A 24989-nucleotide genomic window follows, 5' to 3' on the forward strand; every position below is an offset into this window, starting at 1 on the left:
AGCGTCGGGCAACCGTCATCCGTTTGATGGGCTCGCCGCGCCGCAAAGTTCAAGCTGATCGACCAATGACCCAGAGCGCGCTCGAAGAGCCGAAAACAGCGCTGCAAAGCTGGAGGCTGAACGACAAGCGCTCCAGGTTCGAGCGCACATGGCGTTTTTTCGTCCAGCCTCCAGCGCTTTAGGAACCACCATCGAGGAATAACGCCATAGCGCGATCGCCCTGACCAATGCCCCCAGGATGCGCGGCTCGCCGCCATGGCCGTTACAATGGCGCACCGAACCAGCACGCAACGCACTCATGACCTTTACCCTCGCCGCGCCCTGCGAATTCCAGGAAACCATCCGCAAGAGCCGCTTCCTGACCAGGGCCGCGCCGGTCTCCAGCCCGGAAGAAGCCCAGGCGTTCATCCAGGCCGTCAGCGACAGCAGCGCGACGCACAATTGCTGGGCCTGGAAAATCGGCAATCGCTACCGCTTCAGCGACGACGGCGAACCCGGTGGTACTGCAGGCCGACCGATGCTCAGCGCCATCGAGGGCCAGGACTGCGACCGGGTCGTGGTGGTGGTGACTCGCTGGTTCGGCGGCATCCAGCTCGGCACTGGAGGCCTGGCGCGGGCCTATGGCGGCTCGGCGGCGAAATGCCTGCAGGGCGGCGAGCGTATCGAGCTGGTGCCCAGATCCCTTTACAGTTGCCACTGCCGCTTTGCCGAGCTGGCCCTGCTCAAGGCGCGCCTTGAGGAATACGAGGCGCTGATCGAAAGCGAAACCTTCGATGCCGAAGGCGCCGAGCTGCAACTGGCCCTCCCCGAAGCCCGACGCGCTGCGCTGCAACGACTGCTGGCCGATATCAGTCGAGGCCGCAGCCGCCTGTCGGCTGCCGATGACTGATCACGCCTCATGTTGCCCACATTTGCTGTGGAGTGCGCTGTGGATAACCTTTTGATGACTGCCTGCAAGAGCGCAACGGCGCGGCTTTTGGAAAGTTGAGCATTTACTGAGCAAAGCTCGCTCAAAATGCCAGATCAAGGGTCCAAGGCATTGATAAATCTAAGCTTTGAGCCTTTTTCAGGGAAAAGCCAGACTGCCACTATCGTCCACTGTCAAGCACGGAGTTATACCCTGAACAGGTGGAGAACTCTGTGGATAACACTGGGAATAACCCTCCGAACACCGATGGTTGCTGCGCTTGTCAAGGCTGATCATTTTTTCACCAGCGTCATGCCTTCTTCATCTCGCTGCCATACACCGGCAATCTGCACATGAGCCGGGCCAAGAATGGATTCGGTTGCCCTTTCGCTGCACCAGGCCACTAGAATGCGTGCAAACGTCGATGAGAACCTTCCTATGTACAACTGGCTCAACACCCTGCCCAAAGCCGAACTGCACCTTCACCTGGAGGGCTCGCTGGAGCCGGAAATGCTTTTCAGCCTGGCCGAGCGCAACAGGATTAGCCTGCCCTGGGATAACGTCGATGCCCTGCGCAGCGCCTATGCCTTCGGCAATCTCCAGGAATTTCTCGACCTGTACTACCGTGGCGCCGATGTGCTGCGCACCGAGCAGGATTTCTACGACCTGACCTGGGCTTACCTGCAGAAGTGCGAAGAACAGAATGTGGTGCACACCGAGCCCTTCTTCGATCCCCAGACTCACACCGATCGCGGTATACCCTTCGAGGTGGCGATGCGCGGCATCAGCGATGCGCTGGCCGACGGGCGCGAACTGCTGGGCATCAGCAGCGGCCTGATTCTCAGCTTCCTGCGCCATCTGCCCGAGGAAGCCGCATTCAAGACCCTCGAACAGGCCATGCCGTTTCGCGATGCGTTCTTCGCCGTGGGCCTGGACAGTTCCGAAATGGGCCACCCTCCGAGCAAGTTCGAGCGCGTATTCGCCAAGGCGCGTGCCGAAGGCTTCCTGGCCGTCGCCCATGCCGGCGAGGAAGGCCCGCCGGAGTACATCTGGGAGGCGCTCGACCTGCTCAAGGTCAGCCGCATCGACCACGGCGTCCGCGCCGCCGAAGACCCCAGGCTGATCGCCCGCCTGATCGAAGAGCAGATCCCGCTGACCGTCTGCCCGCTGTCCAATACCAAGCTGCGTGTATTCGACGACATGAGCCAGCACAACATCCTGCAACTGCTGGAGCAGGGTGTGAAGGTCACGGTGAATTCCGACGATCCGGCCTATTTCGGTGGCTACGTGACGGAGAACTTCATGGCCCTGCACGAGAGCCTGGGCATGACCGAAGAACAGGCGCGGCGCCTGGCGCAGAACAGCCTGGATGCGCGGCTGGCCAACTGAGCTTGGCCAATGCGCTCCATGACCTGAAGGATCGCGCCCACACCCGCGTGTGGGCAAGACGCTAGCTCGACCGTTCCGGTAGCACCAGCTGGCCGGTGTACCAGGCCAGGCCCGCGGCCAGCAAGGCACAGGCGGTAATGACCAGCGCCATCGGCGCCGCCGTACCGTCGTGCAGTCCCGCAACCAGGGCTGAAGCACCTGCGGCGATGCTGAACTGCATGCTACCCATCAGCGCCGAAGCCAGTCCGGCCTGGCGCCCCTGCCCGGCCATCGCGCAGGCGGTGGCGTTGGGCAGGATGCTGCCAAGACTGGCGATTCCCAGAAACAGTGGAATCAGCAGCGGCCAGAGCGCTTCGGGCTGGCTCAGGGCGATCACCAGCAACACCATCGCACTGGAAAAATACAGCCAGACAAAGCGCCGCAACCATGTTCCAGGCCCACGCAGGCGCAGCAGCCGCGCATTGATCTGCGATACCACGATGAAACCTGCCGCATTGCAGCCGAACAGCCAGCCATAATGCTCGGCGGGAACGCCATAGAGTTCGATGAACACGAACGGCGAGCCGGCGATATAGGCAAACATGCCCGCCATGGCGACGCCGCCACAGAGCGCGAAGGCCATGAACTCGCGATCACGCAGCAGCTCGGCGTATCGGCCCAGAGTGCCACTCAGGTGCAATCGGGGTGCATCGACCGGCAGCGTTTCCGGCAACCAGAGTGCAACGGCGACGCCACAGGCGGCACTGAACACCGTCAGCGAAACGAATATCGATTGCCAGCCAAAGGCATTCATCAGCAGGCCCCCGGCGAGCGGCGCGAGGATCGGCGCCAGTCCCATCACCAGCATCAACTGGGAAAACACCCTCGCCGCCTGCACCGGCTCGCAGCTGTCACGCACCACCGCACGGGTCACCACAACTCCGGCACAACCACCCAGCGCCTGTACGAAGCGCGCAGCGATCAGCCAGTCCAGTGTCGGCGCGAGCGCACAGGCCAGGGACGCCAGGGTAAAAAGCGTCACGCCAACCAGCAGCGGCCAACGGCGTCCGTAGCGATCCGCCAGGGGGCCATAGACCAACTGGCCAAGCGCCAGACCGATGAAATAAGCCGCCAGCGACAGCTGGACATGCTCGACGTCGGTGGCGAAATCGCTCGCCATGGCCGGGAACGCCGGCAAGTAGAAATCGATGGCCAACGGGCCGAAGGCGCTGAGCGCACCCAGTATCAGAAGAAGTCGAAAAGGCATTGAAGACACTCGCAAAGCGGGAAGAGCCCGGCGAACCACAGCCGTCGGGCGTTTTACAGTAAAGGCCAGATGCTGTTACATACAACGACGACTGTAAACGTGTAAAGTTTCACACGGCGTTCGCCGACACGAAATCCACGCAACGAAGGTCGCAGCCCAGATGCTGCAGTAATGACATGCGAAGAACCAAAGAAGACGCTGAGAAAACCCGTATCGCCCTGTTGGCTTCCGCCGAAAAGCTGTTTCTGGAGCGAGGCGTGGCCCATACCAGCCTGGATCAGATCGCCCGTGACGCCGGCGTCACTCGCGGTGCGGTGTACTGGCATTTTCAGAACAAGGCGCACCTGTTTCACGAAATGCTCAATCAGGTACGTCTGCCGCCCGAGCAGATGGCCGAACGGTTGTGCAGTTGCGGCCAGCAACAGCCATTGCTGGCGCTGCGCAATCTTTGCATCGAAGGTGTCCGGGCGCTGGCCTGTGATGAGCAGAAACGCCGGATCATGACCATCCTGCTGCATCGCTGCGAGTTCACCGAGGAATTGCGTGAAGCCGAAGAACGCCACCAGGCGTTCATCAATCAATTCATCGACCTGTGTGAGCAGCTGCTGGACCGCGCAACCAATAATCTATATCCGGGTGTAACGCCCAGACTCGCGGCTCTCGCACTGCATGCAATGCTGATCGGACTGTTCAGCGACTGGACTCGCGACCCCACGCTGTACGATCCCGAAACCGATAGCGCCGCGCTGATCGACCCGCTGTTTCGCGGCCTGATACGCGACTGGGACGAAAAAGCGCGGCAAACAACCTGACGGGCGGACGCTGTGCAAGTCAGCTAATCGAATAGCCCTCCTCCTCAATCACCTGCCGTATCGTCGCTTCGCTCAGGCTGCCCTCGACCTGCACCGTCCCGGCCTGCAGATCGACCCGAACCTCGGCCTGCGCATCCTGTGCCTTGATCGCATTGATCACGGCGCGCTCGCAATGCCCACAGGTCATGCCGCTCACGTTGAATGTCTGCATGATGTTCTCCTGGTATCGCAGTTGTTGAAACCTGCACATTCTCGGGCTTGCCATAGTGACAAGGTCAAGCCCCCGGCGGAGTTATCTTCCATAAGGTAAAGATCAGCCGGAAACCACGGCCCCTTCATTGCAGCGATTTTGTGACCCGGCAGCTCCCAAGCGCAGTCTCAGCCCCTCAACGGCATTTCGTCGGATTACTGGCGCCATACAGCCGTCAAATTAAAGTCTCCCGAGAGCCCGCCGACAGCGGGTCTGGCCGCCGGCGACTCATTGGCAGCCCTCCGATCGCACTGAATTGAGTACCTGCATGAACAACTGGTTTGCCAACATTGGCGTCAGCCGAAAGCTTTCCGTGGGCTTCGGCGCCGTCCTGATTCTTACTTTCATCCTGGCATGGAGCGGTTGGAGCAGCCTGGCCAGCGTGACCCAGCGCAGCGGCTGGATGAGCGAGATTTCCCTGCTCAACAAAACCCTGACGGACCTGCGCATCGCCCGCCTGCAGTTCATGCTGGCCAACGCCGATCAGACGTCCGCCGAGCGTCTGGACAAGAACCTGGGCGTCTACCTCGCCCAGCAGAGCAAACTGCTCAACACCTTCAAGAACCCGGCGAACCTCGTGCTGCTCAAGGAGCAGGCCGGCTACAACGAGCAATACCAGCGCGCGCTGAACGATATGCGCAAGGGTTATGCGCAAGCCAAGACATCGCAGCTGATGATCGATGAGGCGTCTGAACGCCTGGACGAGCTGACCGCAAGCGTCATGGAACAGGTGTTGCGACTGCCCGATTACGACGAACAGCGCTTCGAGCGATTGCAGGCCATCGCCCGCATCAAGGAAGAGCTGAAGCAGGCGCAATACCTGCTGCAGGTCTACGTGGCGGCCCCCAGCCCGCAGAGCGACCAGGGCATCGACGTACAGCTCGAAACCGCCCAGGCCACGCTGGAACGGCATCACGACGCGCTTGGCAGTGCCAGTCACGATGCGCTCCAGCAGATCCAGTCTGTACTGGGCCAGTACCGTGCGGCCATCGACTCACTCCAGGCGGCTACCGATGCCATCGCCCAGTCTCGCCAGGAAATGACCGACCGGCAGGCGGAAATCGTACGTATCAGCGACGTGCTCTATCAGTTCCAGCTGGACCGCCTGGACATCGAAAGCAGCGAGGCGCATACCCGCCTGATCCTCAGTGCAGCACTGGCGCTATTGTTCGGCGTTCTCGCCGCGTGGCTGATCACCCGACAGATCACCCTGCCGCTGCGCGCCACCCTGGCGGACGTCGAACGCATCGCCTCCGGCGACCTGAGCGCCACCGCCGAGATCACTCGGCGCGACGAACTGGGCACACTGCAGCGAGGCATCCAGCAGATGGGCGCGACGTTGCGCGAACTGATCGGTGGCATTCGCGACGGTGTCAGCCAGATCAGTAGCGCTGCAGAAGAACTGTCTGCAGTCACCCTGCAGACCAGCTCCGGCGTCAACAGCCAGAAAGAGGAAACCGATCAGGTCGCCACGGCCATGCACGAGATGTCGGCGACAGTCCACGAGGTCGCACGCAACGCTGAACAGGCGGCGCAGGCCGCCACCGAAGCGGATATCGAAGCCCGCGACGGCGACCGCGTCGTCACTAAAGTAGTCACGCAGATCGAGCGCATGGCCAAGGAAGTCGTTCGCTCCTCGGAGGCAATGACGGAACTGCAAAGCGACAGCGACAAGATCGGCAGCGTGATGGGTGTGATTCGTGCCGTGGCCGAGCAGACCAACCTGCTGGCACTCAATGCTGCCATCGAGGCGGCACGTGCGGGCGAGGCCGGTCGCGGCTTTGCCGTGGTGGCCGATGAAGTGCGCGGGCTGGCGCAGCGCACGCAGAAGTCCACCGAGGAAATCGAACAGTTGGTAAGCGCCCTGCACGGCGGCACGCAGCAAGTCGCGGCCATCATGCAAAGTAGCCGCAGCCTTACCGAGAGCAGTGTCGAGCTGGCACGCCGCGCGGGCACCTCGCTGACCAGCATCACCCGCACTGTCTCCAATATCCAGGCCATGAACCAGCAGATCGCCACGGCAGCCGAAGAGCAGAGCGCAGTGGCCGAGGAAATCAGCCGTAGCGTGGTGAATGTGAGGGATGTGTCGGAGCAGACCGCCGCCGCGAGCGAGCAGACGGCAGCGTCGAGCGTGGAACTGGCGCGCCTGGGCACCCAGCTGCAGACGATGGTCAGTCGTTTCCGGATCTGACCGGCGCCGGAGGCAACGAGGCCAGGCATTGCGCCTGGCCTCGCGTCGAGGAATGAATCAGCTGGCCTGTGATTGCAGGTAATTCTGCAAGCCGATGCGGTCGATCAGCCCCAGTTGCTGCTCCAGCCAGTAGGCATGGTCTTCCTCGGTGTCGTGCAATTGCAGCGCGAGGATGTCACGCGTCACATAGTCATCATGCTGCTCGGCCAGAGCGATGCCCTTGGCCAGTGCCTCACGCACCTTGTATTCCAGCGCCAGATCATTGCGCAGCATGTCCGGCACGCTGTGGCCGATGTTGAGCGCATCGGGCGTCATGTCGGGTGTGCCTTCGAGAAAGAGGATGCGTTGCAGCAGCGCATCGGCGTGCTGGGTTTCCTCTTCCATTTCGTGGTTGATGCGCTCGTAGAGCTTGCTGAAGCCCCAATCGGCGTACATCCGCGAGTGCAGGAAATACTGATCGCGCGCGGCCAGCTCTCCACGCAGCAGTTCCTTCAGATACTCGATGACCTGTGGCTGACCTTGCATTGCAACTTTCTCCTGACAGTGAAACGCGGGGTAATGATACGCCCAATCCACGCCGAACGAAGCATCGCCATGCCGCAGGGAAAGACGACTGGCCGGTCTCTTGCGAACTACCGAGCAGGCGGCGGGCTCTACTGAATCTATCGCAACGGTTCGCACCGCCGCCGATTTCCGTTCTGCCCCGTTCGCGCCGGAGTCTGGATGCCACTGCCCCGAACAGTCTTTCGTCAATTCCGTTTCATCGCGTCGTTATGCGCCACCCTCGTCCTGGTCGCTTGTGCAGAGGACGAGGAGCCGGCGGCACCACCACCACGTATCGCCTTCGTCGAGCCCTTGCAGCCACTCGACCCGGCGCCGGAAACACTGCGCTTCGCTGGTGTGGTGGAGAGCGTGACGACCACGCAGCTGGCCTTTCAGGTGCCGGGGCGCATCGAGCGCATCCTGGTCGACGAAGGCGCACGGGTCAGCAAGGGTCAGCCACTGGTCGAACTCGACCACACCGATTACCAACTCCAGAGGCGCGAGGCCGAGGCGCGGCTGCGCCAGCTGGAGGCGGACCTGAAACGCAAGCGCGCGCTGCTGGCCGAGGGCATTCTCGCCCCCGCCGCCATCGAGCCGTTGCAGGCCAATGTAGTGGCAGCACGGGTGGCGCACGACAGCGCGCTGCGCGACATCGGCCACAGTAGACTGCTGGCGCCGTTCGACGGCGTGATCGCACGGCGTCTGGCCGAGCCGGACATGGTGGTGGCCATCGGCTCGCCGGTGCTGGAGCTGCAGGACAACCAGCACATCGAAGTCAGCGTCGACCTGCCCGAAACCGCTGCCCTGAGCATCCCGCTAAGCCCCGACCTGCAGGCCGAGGGCGAACTGGTGATCGCCGAGCTGAAACTGCCGCTGCGCTACAAGGAACACAGCACCCAACCGCGCGAAGGCTCGCGCACCTATCGCCTGACCCTGCAGGGCGAACCGCCGCGCGACTACAACCTGCTGCCGGGCATGGCCATGCGGGTCCACCTGCAGCGCCCCGCGGCGGCGCAACAGGACGGACAAGCGCGCTTCCGCCTGCCGCTCAATGCGTTGCAGACCGCACCCGACGGCGCCCACTACCTCTGGCTGGCAGTGGAAGGTCAGGCCCGGCGCCGCGATCTGCGGCTCGAACGCATCGAAGGCGATCAGGCAGTGATCGGCGGCGAGCTGGAGAGTGGCATGCTGGTGGTGGTAGCCGGAGGCGGCAAACTCGCCGAAGGCCAGACGATCAAAGCCGAGCGGCGGAAGTAAGCGGATGGATGTAGCCCGTTACGCCATCTGCAAGCCCGTCAACATCTGGGTACTGGTACTGATCTGCCTGATAGGCGGGGCGCTCGCGTTCTTCGAGATGGGCCGCCTGGAAGATCCCGAATTCACCATCAAGGAAGCCATCGTCACGGTGCAATACCCCGGCGCCACCGCGCTTGAAGTCGAGCAGGAAATCACCGAGCCGCTGGAAAGCGTCATCCAGGAACTCGCCGAGATCAAGGAAATCCGCTCGCGCTCGATGATCGGCCAGGCCGAAATCCGCGTCGAGATCCAGGATCGCTATGCCGGCGAGCAACTCGACCAGATCTGGGACAAGCTGCGCAACAAGCTCGACGATGCCCGCCAGGCGCTGCCACCGGGTATCGACCCACCGCTGGTCAATGATGACTTCGGCGACGTCTATGGCATCTTCTTCGCGCTCACAGGCGATGGTCTGACGCTCAAAGAGCTGCACGAAGTGGCCAAGGATTTGCGGCGCGGCCTGATCACGGCAGATGGGGTCGGCCAGGTGGAGATCGCCGGGGTCCGCGAGGAACGTATTCTGGTCGAGGTCGATCAGGCGCGCCTGGCCGCGCTGCGCCTGGCCCCGGAAGAGCTTGTCGCAGCCCTCGGCGATGCCGACGCGGCGATGGAGGCCGGTGGCGTGCGGGCCGGAGAGTTCTTCGTGCGGATGCGCCCGAGCGGTGCGTTCGACTCGCTGGATGCGCTACGTGCGCTGCCCGTCGGCCAGGGGCAGCGGAGTGTCGCGCTGGGCAGCATCGCCACGCTGAGCCGGGACTATGCCGAGCGCCCGGTACAGATCATCCGGCACAACGGCGAACCGGCACTGACTCTGGGGATAAGCGGCGTTTCGGGGAGCAACATCGTCGAGGTCGGCCACAGTGTCGAGGCCGCCCTGCAAGCCATGCAGCACCGCATGCCACTGGGCGCCGAGCTGCATCCGCTGTACCAGCAGCACAGCATCGTCAACGAGTCGGTCAACGCCTTCGCGCTCAACGTATTCCTTTCGGTGGCCATCGTGGTGGGCGTGCTCTGCCTGGCCATGGGCCTGCGCGCTGGCATGATCATAGGCTCCGTGCTGTTTCTCACGGTACTCGGCACGCTGCTGCTGATGTGGCTGTCCGGGATCGAGCTGGAACGTATCTCCCTCGGGGCGCTGATCATCGCCATGGGCATGCTGGTCGACAACGCCGTGGTGATCTGCGACGGCATGCTGATCCAGAAGCAGCGCGGCATGAGCATCCTCAACGCCTCACGCAAGACGCTACGGCAGACGCAATGGCCACTGTTGGGCGCGACCATCATCGGTATCCTGGCCTTCGCCGGGATCGGCCTTTCCCAGGACACCACCGGCGAGTTCCTGTTCTCGCTGTTCTTCGTCATCGCCGTCTCGCTGCTGCTGAGCTGGCTGCTGGCACTGCTGGTGGTGCCGCTGTTCGGGCATTACCTGCTGGAGCGCAAGCAAGAGCGGCAGGCCGATGACCGGGACGCCACCGACACGACCTACGACGGGCCGATCTACACACGGCACAGGCGCCTGGTCGGCGGCGTGCTGGCGCGCCCCTGGCTGACGCTGGGGATACTGGTGGTGCTCACCGTGCTCAGTGTGCTGGGCTTCAGCCGCGTGCCGCAGAGCTTCTTTCCGCCATCGAGCACGCCGATCTTCTACCTCAACCTGTTCCTGCCGCAGGGCACGCATATTCACGAAACCGCACACACCGCCGGGGAGGTCGAAGCCTATCTGCAGGAGCTCGACGGCGTCAGCGATGTGTCCACCTTCATTGGCGCAGGCGCTTCGCGCTTCATGCTCACCTATGCGCCGGAGCAGCCCAACTCCTCGCTGATGCACTTTCTGGTGCACACCGAGGATGCCGAAGTGATCGCTGGCCTGGTGCATGAGGTGAACCAGACACTGCCGGGTCGCTATCCAGCCGCCGATGTTGCCGCCGCGCAATTCATGTTCGGCCCCAACGCCGAAGCCAAGCTCGAAGCCCGCATCAGCGGCCCCGAGCTGGGGGAGCTGCGCCGGCTGTCCGCCGAGGGCCAGCGACTGCTTCAGGAACAGGGTCAGGTCTTCAACATTCGCGACGACTGGCGCGCTCCGGTGCCGGTGCTGCGTCCGCGCCTGGATCTGGACCGCCTGGCCGATGCCGGGCTGACCCGCCAGCAGGTGGCGCAAGCACTGTCGGTAGCCAGTGAAGGCTGGCAGGCGAGCGTTTTCCGTGACCGCGACGAGCTGATTCCGATTCTGCTCCGCGCCACGCCCGAGGACCGCCTGGCCGCTGACGATCTCCTGCAGCGGCTGATCTGGAGTCCGGCCAGCGGTCGCTACGTACCCTTGGCGCAGGTGGCCGATGGCGTTGAGGCAACCACCGAGGACTCGATGATTCGTCGCTATGGCCGCGAGCGCACCATCGCCATCCGCGCCGAACCGCGCGACGGTGAAAACACCGATCTCGCTTTCGAGCGGATACGTCCGCTTATCGAGGGCATCGAGCTGCCGCTCGGCTACGCGCTGGAATGGGGCGGCGACCACGAACAGTCTTCCGACGCGCAACAGGCGCTGGCCAGCACCCTGGCCGTGCCGTACCTGGCGATGGTCCTGGTAACGGTGCTGCTGTTCGCCAAGGTCCGCCAACCGCTGATGATCTGGCTGGTGGTACCCATGGCACTGTGTGGCGTCACCCTCGGCCTGCTGCTGACCGGTCAGGCATTCGGTTTCATGGCGCTGCTCGGCCTGCTCAGCCTGACCGGCATGCTGATCAAGAACGCCGTGGTGCTGGTGGACGAGATCGACCGGCAGATCGCCGATCAGGTCCCGCGCCTGACCGCGATCGTCGAAGCCTCCGTTTCGCGCCTGCGCCCGGTCATGATGGCAGCCGGCACCACAGTGCTGGGCATGGTACCGCTGCTGTTCGATCCCTTCTTCGCCAACATGGCGGTGACCATCATGGGCGGGCTGAGCTTCGCCACCCTGCTCACGCTGCTGGCGGTGCCCTGCCTCTACCTGCTGTTCATGCGCGTCAAACGGGAGGAAACCTGATGCCCTGCCGTCTGCCCTGCAGAATGCTGGTCTGGGCGCTGGCGCTGACACTGGGCGCCTGCTCCAGCGTACCCGAACGACCCCGGCCCGAGGTCCCGCAAGCCTGGTTTCATGCCGTACGCCAGCAACCTGCCGATACCGAGGCGCTCGCCGACTGGTGGCGGCAGTTCGAGGATCCGGCGCTCACCCACCTGGTGCGCCAGGCACTGGAAAACAACCGTGACGTGCGCCTGGCGATGCTGCGCGTCGACACCGCGCGGGCACAGCTGCGCCAGACCCGCGCAGGGCTGTTCCCGAGCTTCGACCTGCCAGGTTCGGTCAGTCGCCAGTGGATCGAAAACGACAACGACCCGGACCCGAACAGCTCGATTGGCGAACTCATACCCGCGGATGACGTGATCACCTTCGACAGCTGGGAGCTGGCACTGCAGGCCAGCTGGGAGCTGGATCTGTTCGGCGCCACCCGCGCACGGACCGACAGCGCGCGGCAGCAGATCCGCTCAGCTCAGGCACAAGCCATCGCCGCACGACTGGCGGTCGCCTCGAATGCCGCCCAAGGCTATGTGCAACTGCGTGCACTGGAAGGCCAGCGGGCGCTGCTGGTCGAAGGCATTGAGCTGGCTTCGGCGCTTGAGCGCATCGCCTGCGCGCTGTTCGAGGCCGGCGAGGTCACCCGTCTGGATGTCGAGGCCAGCGCCGCCGAGCGGGCTTCCCTGGAAGCGGACCTCGATGAACTGGACATCGGTCTGGCCGAAGCGCGACTGGCATTGGATACGCTGCTCGCCGAACCGCCAGGCAGCACCGCGCACCAACTCACGGCCTCGACAAGGGTGCCGCTGGCCGAGCACCCCATTCCACCGGGGCAACCATTGGACCTGCTGCGCCGACGCCCGGACCTGATCGCCGAGGCAGCGCAGCTGCAGGCCGCACAATTGCAATCGCTGGCCGCTCGCCGCGACCTGTTCCCGACACTGGCGGTGCAGGCGGCAGTCGGGCGCTCCGGGCTGGCGCTGGGCGATGCCTTTTCGTCGGCATCGAATTTCGCCCGGATCGGCGCCACCTTCGGCCTGCCATTTCTCGATTATCGGCGCCGCGGCGCAGCCATCGACCTGGCTGACCTGGAAGGCGAAAGCGCCTACCTTGGCTTTCAGCAGGCACTGGCAGAGGCGCTGGAAGAGGTCGAGCAGTCGCTGGCGCGCATCGAAGGCCAACAAAAGCGGCTGAATTCGCTCCGTAACACACTGCAGCACCGCGAATACGCCTACCAACTGGCACAGAAGAGTTACCGCCTGGGCGAGGCGAACCTCAACGACGTGCTGGATGCACAGCGCGGTTCATTGCAGGCGAGGCAACAGGCCCTGCAGGGCCGCGCTGCCCTGGCGACCGCGCAGGTTGCGCTGTTCGTGGCACTGGGTGGAGGCTGGGAGACGCAGCCACACCTGCAGCAAGATGCAGAAGCTGCGACGGAGCGGTGAACAGATAGCGATACGCAGATAAACCGCAGCGATGCAGGGCTCGTGAGGCATGAGCCTTTCGTCATCGATTCAGTGCCGCATCCACGGCGGCACAGGCGGCTCGTCGGTGGGTTCGTCAACGGCGTTGCGCAAGGCTTCCTTGCGCGCCTGCTCGGCCAGGGTCGCCTTGATTTCACGCATGACCGCATCCAGGTCGGCGGCATCTTCCGGCTCGGCGAATTCCCCGGTCAGTTCGGTTTCCGGCGTCAGTTTGCCCACCTCATACAAGGCCCACATTTCCTTGGCATAGCGAGTGAACCGAAGCTCGGGCGCAAACTGCCCGAAGTAGGCGGACATGTTGCCGACATCCCGTTCAAGCATCTCCAGCGCATGATTGTTGCCAGCCGCATCCACCGCCTGCGGCAGATCGATGATCACCGGGCCATGCTCATCGAGCAGCACGTTGAACTCGGAGAGGTCGCCATGCACCAGGCCGGCGCAGAGCATCTTCACCACCTCGCCAATCATGAAGGCATGGAATTCTCGAGCGTCATCGGGGTGCAGTTCCACATCGTTGAGGCGCGGGGCGGCATCGCCGTCTTCACCCGAGATCATCTCCATCAGCAGCACGCCATCGAGGAAGTCATAAGGCTTGGGCACGCGCACACCCGCTTCGGCCAGGCGAAACAGGGCCGACACTTCGGCGTTCTGCCAGTTTTCTTCCTTTTCCTTGCGCCCGTGTTTGGAACCCTTGGCCATGGCGCGGGCATCGCGGCTGCTGCGGACCTTGCGCCCCTCCTGATACTTCACCGCCTGCCGAAAGCTGCGATTGTTGGCCTCCTTGTAGACCTTGGCGCAACGCAACTCCTCACCGCAGCGAACCACATAGACCGCTGCCTCCTTGCCACTCATCAGCGGGCGCAGCACCTCATCGATCAGCCCATCCTCGACCAGCGGTTCGAGTCGTTTTGGCGTTTTCATCAGCGATTTACAGACCCTTCTCGGCTACACAGGCCTGCAGGTTACGGTAATCGTCAGCACGCTTCCATGCTCGCCCGCAAGTTTGAAAGCGCATTGCGGATTGGCACCGACGGCAAACAGCGCAGACAATCGAACACGACTACCCCAAGGAGCCGCGCAATGATCGATTACGACCGCTGCTGGCAAGCCCTCTGCGAACGCGACGCAGACTTCGATGGTCGCTTCGTGTTTGCCGTGCGCTCGACCGGTATCTTCTGCCGTCCCAGCTGCCCGGCGCGTCGCCCCGGGCGGGACGGCGTCAGCTTCTTCAGCAATGCCGCCGACGCCGAAGCCGCCGGCTATCGCGCATGCAAGCGCTGCGCGCCGCATGGTCAAAGTCCGGTCGAACAGCTGGATGCGCTGGTAATCGCCGCCTGCCGTCTGCTCGATGAAAGCCCCGAGCCGATGACGCTGGACAGGCTGGCGGCCCGCATCGGCCTGTCCGCGTCGCATCTGTCTCGCGCGTTCAAGGCCCGGACCGGCCTCACGCCCCATGCATGGGCTGCCGCACGGCGCCGCGAGCGGCTGGAGGCGCAGCTCCCAGGCGCCGAATCGGTACTCGACGCGGCACTGAAGGCTGGCTACGGCAGCACGCGCGGCGCCTATCAGGACATCGCAGCGATCAGCCCTGCACAGCGTCGACGCAAGGGCGCCGGCGAAGCCCTGCGTTATGCGATCAGCCCCTGCCCCCTGGGCTTGCTGCTGATCGCCGCCAGTGACAAGGGCATCTGCGCCCTGTTGTTCGCCGATGAGGAGCAAGCGCTGCTCGACGAACTTCAGGCACGTTTCGCAGCGGCGGAACTCATTCGCGATCAGGTCGGGCTCGGCGAGTGGCTGCGCTCGATCCTGAACCAGCTGGAAGAGCCAACCCGTGCCGCCCTGTTGCCGCTGGATCTACGCGGCACGGCGTTTCAGCAGCGTGTCTGGCAGGCACTGCAGAACATTCCGGCCGGCGAAACCCGTCGCTACGGCGAACTGGCCGCGAGCCTGGGCACCCATGCACGCGCCGTCGCCCGTGCCTGCGCCAGCAATCCCATAGGGCTGCTGGTGCCCTGTCACCGCGTCGTGGGTGCCAACCAGGCGTTGACCGGTTACCGCTGGGGCATCGAGCGCAAGACCGCCCTGCTCGAAGCGGAGCGAGGAAAATCGGGAGCCTGACGACGATCCGAGCGGTCAGATATTGCACACCACCGAAAAAAGAGCCGCCGCCATGACCGAACTGAAACGCTACCGCATCCATTACCTGATCAATGGCAACCCGGCGTCGCTGACGCTGGACGCTTTCGAGAAGCCCGCCTTCAAGCAGGTCGAGCTGGAAATTCTTCTACACCATGTCAGGGAGCCGCGCGCAGCCACCGACGCCCCCTGGGAGATACCGGAGCGTGCCAGCGAGCACATCCGCATGGCCGAGCTTGGCGTCAGCGATATCCGGATCGAAGAACAGAAGCGCTGAGCGGCCCATGCCCCGACACAATGAAAGGAGACGCCCGCCGTGCCCCTGATCGACACCCACACGCACCTCGACTTCGCCCCCTTCGATACCGACCGCCGCGAGGTGCTGGCCCGCTGCGCCCGCGTGGGCGTCGAGCGCGTTTCTGGTGCTCGGCGTGCATCAGGCGAACTGGGAGAGAGTCTGGCAGATGGCGCTGGACGAGCCCGCCGTGTACGCCGCGCTGGGTCTGCATCCGGTCTTTCTGCAGGATCATCGACCGGAGCACATGGATGAGCTGCGCGACTGGCTGCAACGCCTGCGGGGAGAGGAAAAGCTCTGCGCCATCGGCGAGGTCGGCCTGGATTATTACATCGAGGATCCGGACAAGGAGCGCCAGCAGCACATACTCGAAGCCCAGCTGGACCTGGCCGACGAATTCGGACTGCCGGTACTGCTGCACGTACGGCGCGCCCATGCACCAATGATCGCAACCCTGAAGCGGCACAGGCTCAAACGCGCCGGCATTGCCCATGCCTTCAGTGGCAGTTGGGAAGAAGCCCGCGAGTACATCAAGCTCGGCTACAAGCTCGGTCTCGGCGGCGCCGGCACCTGGCCACAGGCGCACCGCATGCACCGCGTCCTGCAGCAACTACCGCTGGACAGTATCGTCTTGGAAACCGACGCTCCCGACATCACGCCACACAGCCACGCCGGCCAGCGCAACAGCCCGGAATTCCTCCCGGACATCTGCCGCGAGCTGGCCGAACTACGCGGCATCAGCCCTGAAGAACTGGCAGAAGCCAGCTATCGCAACAGCTGCGAGCTGTTTGGCTGGTAGGGCCAAACGTGTTCGGCCTTGGCAAATCACGGTCGAATGAATTCGACCCTACGACCAATCGTCAGCTTTCAATGGCCTGCTAGACCTTGAACGCAGCAATCAAACGCTGCAAACGCCCCACCAACTCGCTCAGTTCGCGACTGGCCTGCTCGGTCTGCCCGGCGCCTTCGGCGGTGCGCTGCCCGGCCTCGTTGATGGCCACGATGTTGCGGTCGATATCATGGGCCACCGCTGTCTGCTGCTCGGCGGCAGCGGCGATCTGCTGATTCTGATCGACGATGACGCCCACCGCACCGAGGATGTGCTCCAGCGCCTGCCGGACCTGCGCCGACTGCTGGACCGTTTCGTCAGCCATCGCATGGCTGGCGCCCATGGTCTTCACCGCCGCGCCAACACCGCCCTGCAGGCGGGCGATCATCTGCTCGATTTCCTCGGTGGACTGCTGGGTGCGCCGTGCCAGGTTACGCACCTCATCGGCCACCACGGCAAACCCGCGTCCCTGCTCACCGGCGCGCGCGGCCTCGATGGCGGCATTGAGTGCCAGCAGATTGGTCTGCTCGGCGACCCCCTTGATCACATCCAGCACCTGGCTGATGGACTTGCTGTCGCCGGCCAGCCGATTGATCACCTCCACCGACTGTTCGATTTCCGCCGCCAGCCGCTCGATGCCATGCACCTGGGCTTCGACCAGACCGCGACCGCTGAGCGTCTGCTGGTTGACGTCATGCGCGCTGCCCACTGCAGACTCGGCGCTGCTGGCCACTTCCTGGGCTGTCGCCGACATCTGATTCATCGCGGTGGCGATCTGTTCGATCTGTCCGCGCTGGCCGGATACCGTCTGGTTGCTTTCGCCTGAAACCCTTTCAACCTGCGCGGCCTGGCGCTCGACCTCGGCGACCGTCTGGCTGACCCGCTCGATCAACTCGCGAATTCTGGCCACCGTCTCGTTGAACACCTGCCCCAGTTCGCCCAGTTCATCACGGCTGCGCACCTCGCAGCGCGCCGTCATGTCGCCGGCGGAAACACGATCCATGGTGGCGCCAAGACTGCGCAGCGACGCACGAGTGGACATGTAGAAGGCGCTGTAGAGGTAGACCACCAGCACGAACACCAGTGCCAGCGCCGCCAGCAGGCCAGCCATCAGCAGGCGCTTCTGCTCCAGGCGCACGGCCAGCTCGGCGTCGAGGAAAGTCAGGATCTCATCGTTGAGCGCATAGGTTTTCGCCATCTCGCGGCTGATCAGGTCATAGAAGGCGTCCCATGACTGATCCAGCGTCTCGGCCATGATCACCTGATCCTGGAAGATATCGCTGCTGATCTGCAGCGATTCACGGCTCGCTCGGGTAAAGCTGTCCAGGTGCCGTAACGCGGCGGCACTGCCGGCGAGCACGTCCTGCAACTGGGCCGCGTACTGGTTCTGCTGTTTTTCCAGCTCAAGCACCAGTGCATCCAGTTTGTTGCTGGCATCCGAATTCAGATAACCCTGGCCAAAAGTATAGGCTCCAACGGCCCGCCCCTCACCAAGGATGCCGGTGATGGACGGGGTCACGGAGGTCAGCAGCTCCGCCAGCATGCGCACATCCCGCTGGCTGTCCTGGCTGAGCCCGGACTGGCTGGCAATCAACTTGATCATCACCTGCGTCTCACCCAGCAATGCCCGCGCCATGGCCGCCTTGGCCTGCAGCGACTGCTGCGCCTGGGCATCACGCAAGGCCGCCGCGAGGGTGTCGCGACGCCTGTTGAATTCTTCGATCTGCTCAGCATCATCGCTGACCGGCGCCAGGCTCTGCATGCGCGTCGACAGCTCACGTTCGGCGTCTGCCAACCGTGTCACCAGCCCCTGCTCGCCGCCCGTCTGGCCGATGATGCCTTCGATCTCGACCAGGTCCTTCCAGTCTTCCATCTGCCGTCGCAGCTGCAACGCACTGCCCAACAGCTCCAGGCTTTTCAGCTCATGGCGAGTACCGACGAACTCCCGGTACGAATCGCGCACCAGGTAGAAATTGGTCAGCAGCATGGGTACGAAGAAAAGCACACTGATCAGGCTGAATTTCAGGGCGAAACTCAGGCGATTCATCAATGCAATGGCGGGACTCAACAGGCTGTTCAAAAGACGTCTCCCAACTTTTTGTTGTTGTGCTTGCAGCTTCGATGGCTGCAGCAGGGCTCGTCAGAGAGGTAGCACAACAACTTATACGGGATATACGCCGTCGGATTTGTAAATTAACGTAATGGCAGAGTGCCTATGATTCCGTCCCGAAGTTGTAGGCCGGATTAGCCGAAAGCGTAATCCGACGATCCGAAAGCCTAATCGATGCTCGAAGAGCTGCATCCCCGCAGGTGCGGGCCATGCTTGCGAACAAAGGCCCATGCTCCGCTGCGGAATCACTTCACGGGCATGGCCCGTTCCCGTAGGTCGGATTAGCCGCAGGCGTAATCCGACGGCTTGAAGGCGTAACCCGAGAGGCTTCGCAACTTCCGCCGCGAACCTAGCCGAAGATGACCCAGAGCGCGATAAGCGCATACCAGAGCATACGCGTGCGCATCAGCAAGGCCGTGAGGTTATCGAGCCGGACGAGCCCCGCTTCACCCTCCGCCGCCTCGCCCAGTTCGGCGGCAGCCGGACCGATATTGGTCAACAATTGCCGAGCCTGAATGTCCCAGTTCAGCAACTCATGCAACAGGAAACGATTGACCGCGACGAAATTGCCGACCAGGCCGAAGCTGAGCAGCAGCACACGCACCGCTGGCCAGTCGAAGGCGTGCAGCAATTGACCGGCCCGCTCACGCATGGCGTCCGTGTGTGCATGTTCCCAGGTCAGGACCAGCAGTCGATAGGCCAGCGCCGCCATCGGTCCCAGCAGCAGATACCAGAAAATCACCGCAAAGAAGCCCTGATAGCTGCCCCAGAGCAACCGCGCCTCCACGGCGCGTAGCAGACCTGGCGCATCCGCCGCAGTCAGGCCCAGATCACGCTCGGCGACCAGTGCCGCAGCTTCCTCATCGCCACGTCGCCAGGCATCGCGGAACGGTCCCAGCTCACGCTTGGCATGCCCGCGACCAAGGCTATAGAGCAGCATCAGCAGATGCAGCGGCAGACTGAGCCAGCCATAGGCCAGCGGCTCCAGCGCCATCAACAGCAGCCCGAGCAACAGCACGGGCAGCAATACCACCAGCAACAGCCCCAGCCAGGGCATCGCCGCCAGCCTGGAACTGACCTCGACGCGCCGCAGCAGGCGCAACCAGGGCTCGTCCTGTTGCACATCCTGTCGCCAATCGGTGAGCTTCTCGATCAGCAGTACCAGCAAAACCACCAGAAAAATCATGTATCAGGTCCTTGGACGGGACGGATTCAGGCGATGATCGCAGCCGCACGCAGGCGCGACCAGTCGAATTTCGGTCCTGGATCGGTCTTGCGGCCCGGCGCGATGTCGCTATGACCGCAGATCCGCTCTGGCGTTATGGCCGGATAGGCCTGTCGCAACAGGGTGCAGAGGCGGATCAGACTGTCGTATTGGGCCTCGCAAAAAGGCTCATCGTCGGTCCCTTCCAGCTCGATACCGAGGGAAAAGTCATTGCAGCCTTCGCGCTCGCCAAAACGCGAAACACCTGCATGCCAGGCGCGATCCAGGCAGGAGACGAACTGGGTGACCGCGCCATCGCGCTCGATGAGGAAATGCGCCGACACCTGCAAGGCGGCAATGTCCTCGAAGAAGGGATGTTCGCCCGCTGGCAGGCAATTCTGGAAGAACTGCTGCACCTTACCCGTACCGAAGCACCCCGGCGGCAGGCTGATGTTGTGGATGACCAGCAGCGAGATTTCACCATCCGGGCGCTGATTGAAGTTAGGCGAGGGACAATGGCGGATACCTCGGCACCAGCCTGTCGCGTGATCCAGCTGCATCGCGGCGAATCCTGGCTATTGCGGCCCTGCAGGCTAGCGCCTGCTGGCGGCAGGCCGCAAGCAGGCTGTCATTACAAATCCAGAAGTGGCTGGGTAGCTGCACGTTTTTCATCGCGGCGCGAGGCCAGGCGGTCGGCCAGGCGGGTCGGCTCCGGCAGGCGGTAGCGGGTGACATAACGCATCACCAGTTGCGGCGCAGTCTCCAGGCTGACCCGGTTGCCTGGCGAAATGATCAGGGGACGCACCTTGTCCCTGCTGCGCAGCACGGTGCCAATAATGTTGCCGTTCCTGTCCAGCAGATCGACCTGATCGCCGCGCCGCTCGCCGAGTGGCGAGTGCTGGCCGGTGAGTATTTTCTTGGCGACACCGATGGTCGGCAATCCGGTGATTACACCGAGGTGGGCCGCGATACCCAGTCCGCGAGGATGGGCGATGCCGTGGCCGTCGGAGAAAATCAGATCCGGCACCTGCCCGAGCGCGTCGAGCGCCTGCAACACCGCCGGCAATTCGCGAAAGGACAACAGACCGGGAATATAGGGCATGTTGGTGGGAATCCTCGCCAGCGCCTGCGCCACCGGAACCAGGGTTTGCGCATCGAGCAGCACGGCTGCCGCACGGGTCACCGCGCCGCCTTCCTCGAAGCCGACATCGACACCGGCAATCAGCTGCAACGGTCCGAAGTCGTCTGCAAGCACGACCTTGCCGGCCAGCTCTTTCTGCATCTCACGCGCCGCCGCGGTGCTGCCATCCCAGCCTGAAAAGGCGTCGGCATAAGGACGTGGCACTGTTGAAGTCATAGAAAATCCTCCGTTACGGATGGACAACGACAGGACCGTATTTCGCCGCTCCGAGTCGATGTGACTGGACACTCAGCCGAAAAAATAAGACGCTCCTGCCTAATGAAGGCAGATATACCTTGCCATTCAATAAAAATAACGACCTGCAGAATAGAAACCATGCTCAACGCACACGCTTTGAAACGCGTCAGCATTCTGGCCACCGAAGGCGTTTTCGCCTCCACCCTGATGCAAGCCAAGGATTTTTTCCATATGGCCAGCCTGCGCTATGGCAAACAGCTCGGCCTGGGCCTGACGCCCGCCCTGGAAACCTGGCTGGTCAGCCCTGACGGTAATCCGGTCACGACATTCAACGGTTCCCGCATTGAAGTAGACGGCGCGCTTGAGGCGACCGATGCGGTGATTCTGCCGGCGTTCTGGGGAGATTTCGACACACTCTGCCAGCAGTATCCACAGGTCGCCCCCTGGCTCCAGGAGCGTCACGCCGCCGGCAGTGCCATCTGCGGAGAAGCCAGCGGGGTCTTCTGGATGGCCGCCGCAGGCCTGCTCGATGAGCGCGAAGCCACCACTCACTGGCGTTTCGCCGGTGAGTTTGCCGAGCGTTTCCCTCGCGCACTGCTCACCCTGGAAAAGCACCTGACCGACAGTGACAACCTCTTCTGCGCCGGCGGCACCACCTCATCGTGCGATCTTTACATGCATCTCGTCGAGGGTTTCTGCGGCCCCAGTGTCGCCCGGGGCATGGCGCGCGACATTCTCTTCGAGGTGCAGCGCAACTACAGTCCGGGACGCATAGGCTTCGGCGGCCAGAAACTGCACCTCGATACGCGCGTGCTGCAGATACAGGAATGGCTGGAAGAACACTTCGCGGAGAAATTCCGCTTCGAAGACGTGGCCCGCGAGCACGGTATGAGCATCCGCAATTTCATGCGCCGTTTCCAGAGCGCCACCGGCGACAAACCGCTGCATTACCTGCAGCGGCTGCGCATCGAAACGGCCAAGAGCCTGCTTTCGACCACGCGCAAGAGCATCAAGACCATCAGCTATGAAGTCGGCTACGACGACGCCAGCTTCTTCGCCCGCCTGTTCCGCCACCACACCGAACTGTCACCGAACCAGTATCGGCAGCAGTACCGGCACAAGAACGGCTGAAGGCTGGAGGCTGGAGGCTGGAGGCTGGAGGCTGGACAGGCCCGTGACAATACTTGCCCAGCTTTTTCGTCCAGCCTCCAGCGCTTTTATCGGCTTTTAAGGCTTATGCGGTCGCGCCAGGTATTCGTGGGACTGCATTTCCAGCAGGCGGCTCAGGGTGCGCTGGAATTCGAACTCCAGGCGCCCGCCGGCATAGAGGTCCTTGAGCTCGACCTCGGCGGAGAGGATCAGCTTGACGCTGCGGTCGTAGAACTCGTCCACCATATTGATGAAACGTCGCGCCATGTCGTCCTTGTAGGCGTCCATTCGCTCAACGTTCGAGACCAGCACCGTATCGAAGATCTTGCCCAGTTCGATGTAATCGTTCTGGCTGCGCGGTCCATCACAGAGCTCGCGAAACTCGAACCAGGCGACGCCGCTGGCAGTCTTGCGCGCAACGATCTCGCGGTTCTCGATGTTCAGTGCATCGTTTTCCTGCACTCGGCACTGTTCCGGCAGCAGGCTGCGGAAGCTCTTCTCCAGGCTCTGCTCCGCCTCGGCATCCAGCGGAAAATGATAAAGCTCGGCCTGCTCAAGAGCCCGCAGACGGTAGTCGATGCCGCTGTCGACGTTGATGATCTCGGTATGCTGCTTCAGCAGCTCGATGGCCGGCAGGAAGCGGGCACGCTGCAGGCCATCCTTGTAGAGGCCGTCGGGAACGATATTGGAAGTCGCGACCAGGCTCACACCGTTCTTGAACAGCTCTTCGAGCAGCGTCGCCAGAATCATCGCGTCAGTGATATCGGAAACGAAGAATTCGTCGAAGCAGATCACCCTGGACTCTTCGGCAAAGCGCTTGCCGATGATCGTCAGCGGATTCTTCTCGCCTTTGAGGGTGCGCATTTCCTCGTGCACACGCTTCATGAAGCGGTGGAAGTGGGTACGGGTTTTCTGCTCGAACGGCAGCGCGTCGAAGAAGGTATCGACCAGATAGGTCTTGCCGCGACCGACACCGCCCCAGAAGTACAGGCCCTTGACCGGCCCCTGCTGTTTCTTGCCGAAGAGCTTGCCCAGCAGGCCGGAGGATGTGCGCTCCGCCGCGACCAGGTCATCGTACAGACGCTGCAGGTGACGAACGGCTGTTTCCTGGGCCGCATCGTGAAAGAAATCTGGACGTTGCAGGTCTGCCTGATAGCGCTCGAGAGGTGTCATGGCCGGGTCTGGGTAGTGAAACGGGGGCGTTACTTTAGCCGCGCCCTCGGCGGATGGCAATTTGCGCAGATCGTTCAAAACAGCTGACCTCCGGTGATGACGGAAAATCGCCGGTCAGATAATGACCGGCAGCCAAACCCGCCAAACTAAACAGCAAGCGTCGCCATGGCCTGACGCAGGCGCAGCATGGCGGCTTCCAGCGCGGTCTCGTCGGCGTAGCGCGGGCTATCGGCGATGCATTCGCCATCGAGCCACAGGGTGAATTGATCGTCTTCATCGGCACGCAGTTCCAGCGCATCGACACCCTGCCCGATCAGGCGCTGGCTGAGCACGCCTATGGCCTTGGGATCGCTGAACGGACGCGACAGCAGCAACTCTTCCCCATCGGCGGCGAAGAAGCGGAAGCGGAAGCTGCCATCGGTTTCGCGGAAGCTGGCGAAACGAGCCGCCTTGCCGCCTTTTTTCCTGGCCGGGCCGGCACTTTTCACTTCACTGCGGAAATTGCGCAGCCCCACTGCCTCACGCAACTCACCGAGGAACGGCGTCGCCACCTTGCGCGCCTTGGCCGCGCCGGCCTGGAGGATATCCTCCAGCTCGCCGGGCTTGGCGATAAGCGCATGATAACGTTCCCGCGCCTCACCCAGTTCGTCATCGAGCAGCTGGAACAGGCGCTGCTTGGCCTCGCCCCAGGCCAGTCCAGTCAGCAGCTCGGCGCGAAACCCGGCCAGTTGCGCCGGTGTGGCGAAAGCCTGGTAGAGGGTGAACAGATGCGAGCTGTCCGGGTCTTTCGGCTCACCGGGCAGCTTCGAGTCGGTGACGATACGCGCGATGGTGCCTTTCAGCTCCTTGACGCTGGCGAACAGCGGGATGGTGTTGTCGTAGCTCTTGGACATCTTGCGCCCGTCGAGCCCCGGCAAGGTCGCTACGCTTTCCTCGATCAGCGCCTCCGGCAGGGTGAACAGCTCCCGGCCATTGCCGAACAGGTGGTTGAAGCGCTGGCCGATATCGCGCGCCATTTCCACATGCTGGATCTGGTCACGACCCACCGGCACCTGATGCGCGTTGAACATGAGAATGTCGGCAGCCATCAGCACCGGGTAGCTGAACAGCCCCATGCTGATGCCCGCGTCAGGGTCTTCGCCCTGTTCGAGGTTCCTGTCCACCGAGGCCTTGTAGGCATGCGCGCGGTTGAGCAGGCCCTTGCCGGCGACACAGGTCAGCAACCAGGTCAACTCGGGAATTTCCGGGATATCGGACTGACGGTAGAAGGTCACCCGCTCGGCATCCAGGCCACAGGCAAGCCAGGTCGCGGCGATTTCCAGGCGAGACTGCTGAATGCGCAACGGCTCGTCGCACTTGATCAGCGCATGGTAGTCGGCGAGGAAATAGAAGGAATCGGCATCGGCTGCGCGACTGGCGACAATGGCCGGGCGGATGGCCCCGGCATAATTGCCCAGGTGCGGCGTGCCCGTGGTGGTGATGCCGGTAAGGATGCGGGTTTTCATAGGGTTATCTCGATTCAGTCTGCAGGCGGCTCAGGCGTTC

At 63.0% G+C, this 24989-nt stretch carries 21 protein-coding genes and 1 pseudogene; 11 read left to right on the forward strand and 11 right to left on the reverse strand.

Annotated features, from left to right (window positions below; all coding sequences use genetic code 11):
* Positions 1-15: 15 nt before the first annotated feature.
* Positions 16-300, reverse strand: a complete 285-nt coding sequence (locus ACYCFC_RS12700) for a hypothetical protein (protein ID WP_459651810.1) — start codon at positions 298-300, stop codon at positions 16-18.
* Here ACYCFC_RS12700 and ACYCFC_RS12705 point away from each other — a divergent pair.
* Together ACYCFC_RS12705 and ACYCFC_RS12710 are read left to right on the forward strand one after the other, a co-directional pair.
* Positions 299-889 carry an IMPACT family protein gene (locus ACYCFC_RS12705; protein ID WP_459651811.1) on the forward strand — a complete coding sequence of 197 codons (591 nt, stop codon included), beginning with the start codon at positions 299-301 and terminating at the stop codon, positions 887-889. The two genes, ACYCFC_RS12700 and ACYCFC_RS12705, sit on opposite strands and share 2 nt — an antisense overlap.
* Before the next feature lie 456 nt (positions 890-1345).
* The gene (locus tag ACYCFC_RS12710; RefSeq protein WP_459653991.1) at positions 1346-2296 is read left to right on the forward strand and encodes an adenosine deaminase; all 951 of its coding nucleotides are present in this window, start codon (positions 1346-1348) and stop codon (positions 2294-2296) included.
* A 61-nt stretch (positions 2297-2357) separates the two neighbouring features.
* On the opposite strand, the gene ACYCFC_RS12715 is transcribed toward ACYCFC_RS12710, so the two are convergent.
* Positions 2358-3542, reverse strand: a complete 1185-nt coding sequence (locus ACYCFC_RS12715) for a Bcr/CflA family multidrug efflux MFS transporter (RefSeq protein WP_459651812.1) — start codon at positions 3540-3542, stop codon at positions 2358-2360.
* A gap of 176 nt (positions 3543-3718) precedes the next feature.
* Here ACYCFC_RS12715 and ACYCFC_RS12720 point away from each other — a divergent pair, with 176 nt between their 5' ends.
* Positions 3719-4354 carry a TetR family transcriptional regulator gene (locus ACYCFC_RS12720; protein ID WP_181085460.1) on the forward strand — a complete coding sequence of 212 codons (636 nt, stop codon included), beginning with the start codon at positions 3719-3721 and terminating at the stop codon, positions 4352-4354.
* A 19-nt stretch (positions 4355-4373) separates the two neighbouring features.
* Here ACYCFC_RS12720 and ACYCFC_RS12725 read toward each other — a convergent pair whose 3' ends face one another.
* Positions 4374-4565 (reverse strand): heavy-metal-associated domain-containing protein, encoded by a 192-nt coding sequence (locus ACYCFC_RS12725; protein WP_181085458.1) that lies wholly within the window; start codon positions 4563-4565, stop codon positions 4374-4376.
* 307 nt (positions 4566-4872) lie between these two features.
* Between ACYCFC_RS12725 and ACYCFC_RS12730 the strand changes: the two genes are divergently transcribed.
* Positions 4873-6795: a methyl-accepting chemotaxis protein gene (locus ACYCFC_RS12730; protein ID WP_459651813.1), complete on the forward strand. Its 1923-nt coding sequence runs from the start codon at positions 4873-4875 to the stop codon at positions 6793-6795.
* A gap of 57 nt (positions 6796-6852) precedes the next feature.
* On the opposite strand, the gene bfr is transcribed toward ACYCFC_RS12730, so the two are convergent.
* Positions 6853-7320, reverse strand: coding sequence for a bacterioferritin (gene bfr / locus ACYCFC_RS12735; protein ID WP_181085454.1), 468 nt, complete (start codon positions 7318-7320; stop codon positions 6853-6855).
* Positions 7321-7518: 198 nt separating this feature from the next.
* On the opposite strand from bfr, the gene ACYCFC_RS12740 reads away from it, so the two are divergent.
* From ACYCFC_RS12740 to ACYCFC_RS12750, 3 genes are read left to right on the forward strand one after another with little or no spacing between them, the layout of a single operon-like run.
* On the forward strand, positions 7519-8595 hold the full coding sequence (locus ACYCFC_RS12740) for an efflux RND transporter periplasmic adaptor subunit (RefSeq protein ID WP_459651814.1): 1077 nt from the start codon (positions 7519-7521) through the stop codon (positions 8593-8595).
* Between the two features lie 4 nt (positions 8596-8599).
* Positions 8600-11656, forward strand: coding sequence for an efflux RND transporter permease subunit (locus ACYCFC_RS12745; RefSeq protein WP_459651815.1), 3057 nt, complete (start codon positions 8600-8602; stop codon positions 11654-11656).
* Positions 11656-13131 carry an efflux transporter outer membrane subunit gene (locus ACYCFC_RS12750; RefSeq protein WP_459651816.1) on the forward strand — a complete coding sequence of 492 codons (1476 nt, stop codon included), beginning with the start codon at positions 11656-11658 and terminating at the stop codon, positions 13129-13131. The genes ACYCFC_RS12745 and ACYCFC_RS12750 overlap by 1 nt, the downstream gene beginning before the upstream one ends.
* A 69-nt stretch (positions 13132-13200) precedes the next feature.
* Here the strand turns inward: ACYCFC_RS12750 and ACYCFC_RS12755 are convergent, their stop codons facing one another.
* The gene (locus tag ACYCFC_RS12755) at positions 13201-14091 is read right to left on the reverse strand and encodes a PA4780 family RIO1-like protein kinase (RefSeq protein WP_459651817.1); all 891 of its coding nucleotides are present in this window, start codon (positions 14089-14091) and stop codon (positions 13201-13203) included.
* A gap of 159 nt (positions 14092-14250) precedes the next feature.
* Between ACYCFC_RS12755 and ada the strand changes: the two genes are divergently transcribed.
* From ada to ACYCFC_RS12770, 3 genes and pseudogenes are all read left to right on the forward strand, one after another.
* Positions 14251-15288 (forward strand): bifunctional DNA-binding transcriptional regulator/O6-methylguanine-DNA methyltransferase Ada, encoded by a 1038-nt coding sequence (gene ada / locus ACYCFC_RS12760; protein ID WP_459651818.1) that lies wholly within the window; start codon positions 14251-14253, stop codon positions 15286-15288.
* Positions 15289-15340: 52 nt separating this feature from the next.
* Positions 15341-15583, forward strand: coding sequence for a hypothetical protein (locus ACYCFC_RS12765; protein WP_181085442.1), 243 nt, complete (start codon positions 15341-15343; stop codon positions 15581-15583).
* Between the two features lie 39 nt (positions 15584-15622).
* Positions 15623-16400: pseudogene (locus ACYCFC_RS12770) on the forward strand (TatD family hydrolase).
* Positions 16401-16479: 79 nt separating this feature from the next.
* Here the strand turns inward: ACYCFC_RS12770 and ACYCFC_RS12775 are convergent.
* The 4 genes from ACYCFC_RS12775 to nfi all read right to left on the reverse strand — a co-directional run bounded on the left by ACYCFC_RS12775 (position 16480) and on the right by nfi (position 21101).
* Positions 16480-18510: a methyl-accepting chemotaxis protein gene (locus tag ACYCFC_RS12775; protein ID WP_459651819.1), complete on the reverse strand. Its 2031-nt coding sequence runs from the start codon at positions 18508-18510 to the stop codon at positions 16480-16482.
* Between the two features lie 379 nt (positions 18511-18889).
* Positions 18890-19726 (reverse strand): regulatory signaling modulator protein AmpE, encoded by an 837-nt coding sequence (ampE, locus tag ACYCFC_RS12780; RefSeq protein WP_459651820.1) that lies wholly within the window; start codon positions 19724-19726, stop codon positions 18890-18892.
* A gap of 26 nt (positions 19727-19752) precedes the next feature.
* A complete protein-coding gene (gene ampD / locus ACYCFC_RS12785; RefSeq protein WP_459651821.1) occupies positions 19753-20304 on the reverse strand; it encodes a 1,6-anhydro-N-acetylmuramyl-L-alanine amidase AmpD in 552 nt (183 codons plus the stop codon).
* 71 nt (positions 20305-20375) lie between these two features.
* Positions 20376-21101, reverse strand: coding sequence for a deoxyribonuclease V (gene nfi / locus ACYCFC_RS12790; RefSeq protein ID WP_181086967.1), 726 nt, complete (start codon positions 21099-21101; stop codon positions 20376-20378).
* Positions 21102-21260: 159 nt separating this feature from the next.
* On the opposite strand from nfi, the gene ACYCFC_RS12795 reads away from it, so the two are divergent.
* Positions 21261-22253, forward strand: a complete 993-nt coding sequence (locus ACYCFC_RS12795; protein ID WP_181086966.1) for a GlxA family transcriptional regulator — start codon at positions 21261-21263, stop codon at positions 22251-22253.
* A 96-nt stretch (positions 22254-22349) separates the two neighbouring features.
* On the opposite strand, the gene zapE is transcribed toward ACYCFC_RS12795, so the two are convergent.
* Both zapE and ACYCFC_RS12805 read right to left on the reverse strand, forming a co-directional pair.
* Positions 22350-23444, reverse strand: a complete 1095-nt coding sequence (zapE, locus tag ACYCFC_RS12800) for a cell division protein ZapE (RefSeq protein WP_181086965.1) — start codon at positions 23442-23444, stop codon at positions 22350-22352.
* Between the two features lie 146 nt (positions 23445-23590).
* The gene (locus ACYCFC_RS12805) at positions 23591-24949 is read right to left on the reverse strand and encodes a tryptophan--tRNA ligase (protein ID WP_459651822.1); all 1359 of its coding nucleotides are present in this window, start codon (positions 24947-24949) and stop codon (positions 23591-23593) included.
* Positions 24950-24989 lie beyond the last annotated feature (40 nt).

This window comes from Stutzerimonas sp. NM35 (genome assembly GCF_054604355.1).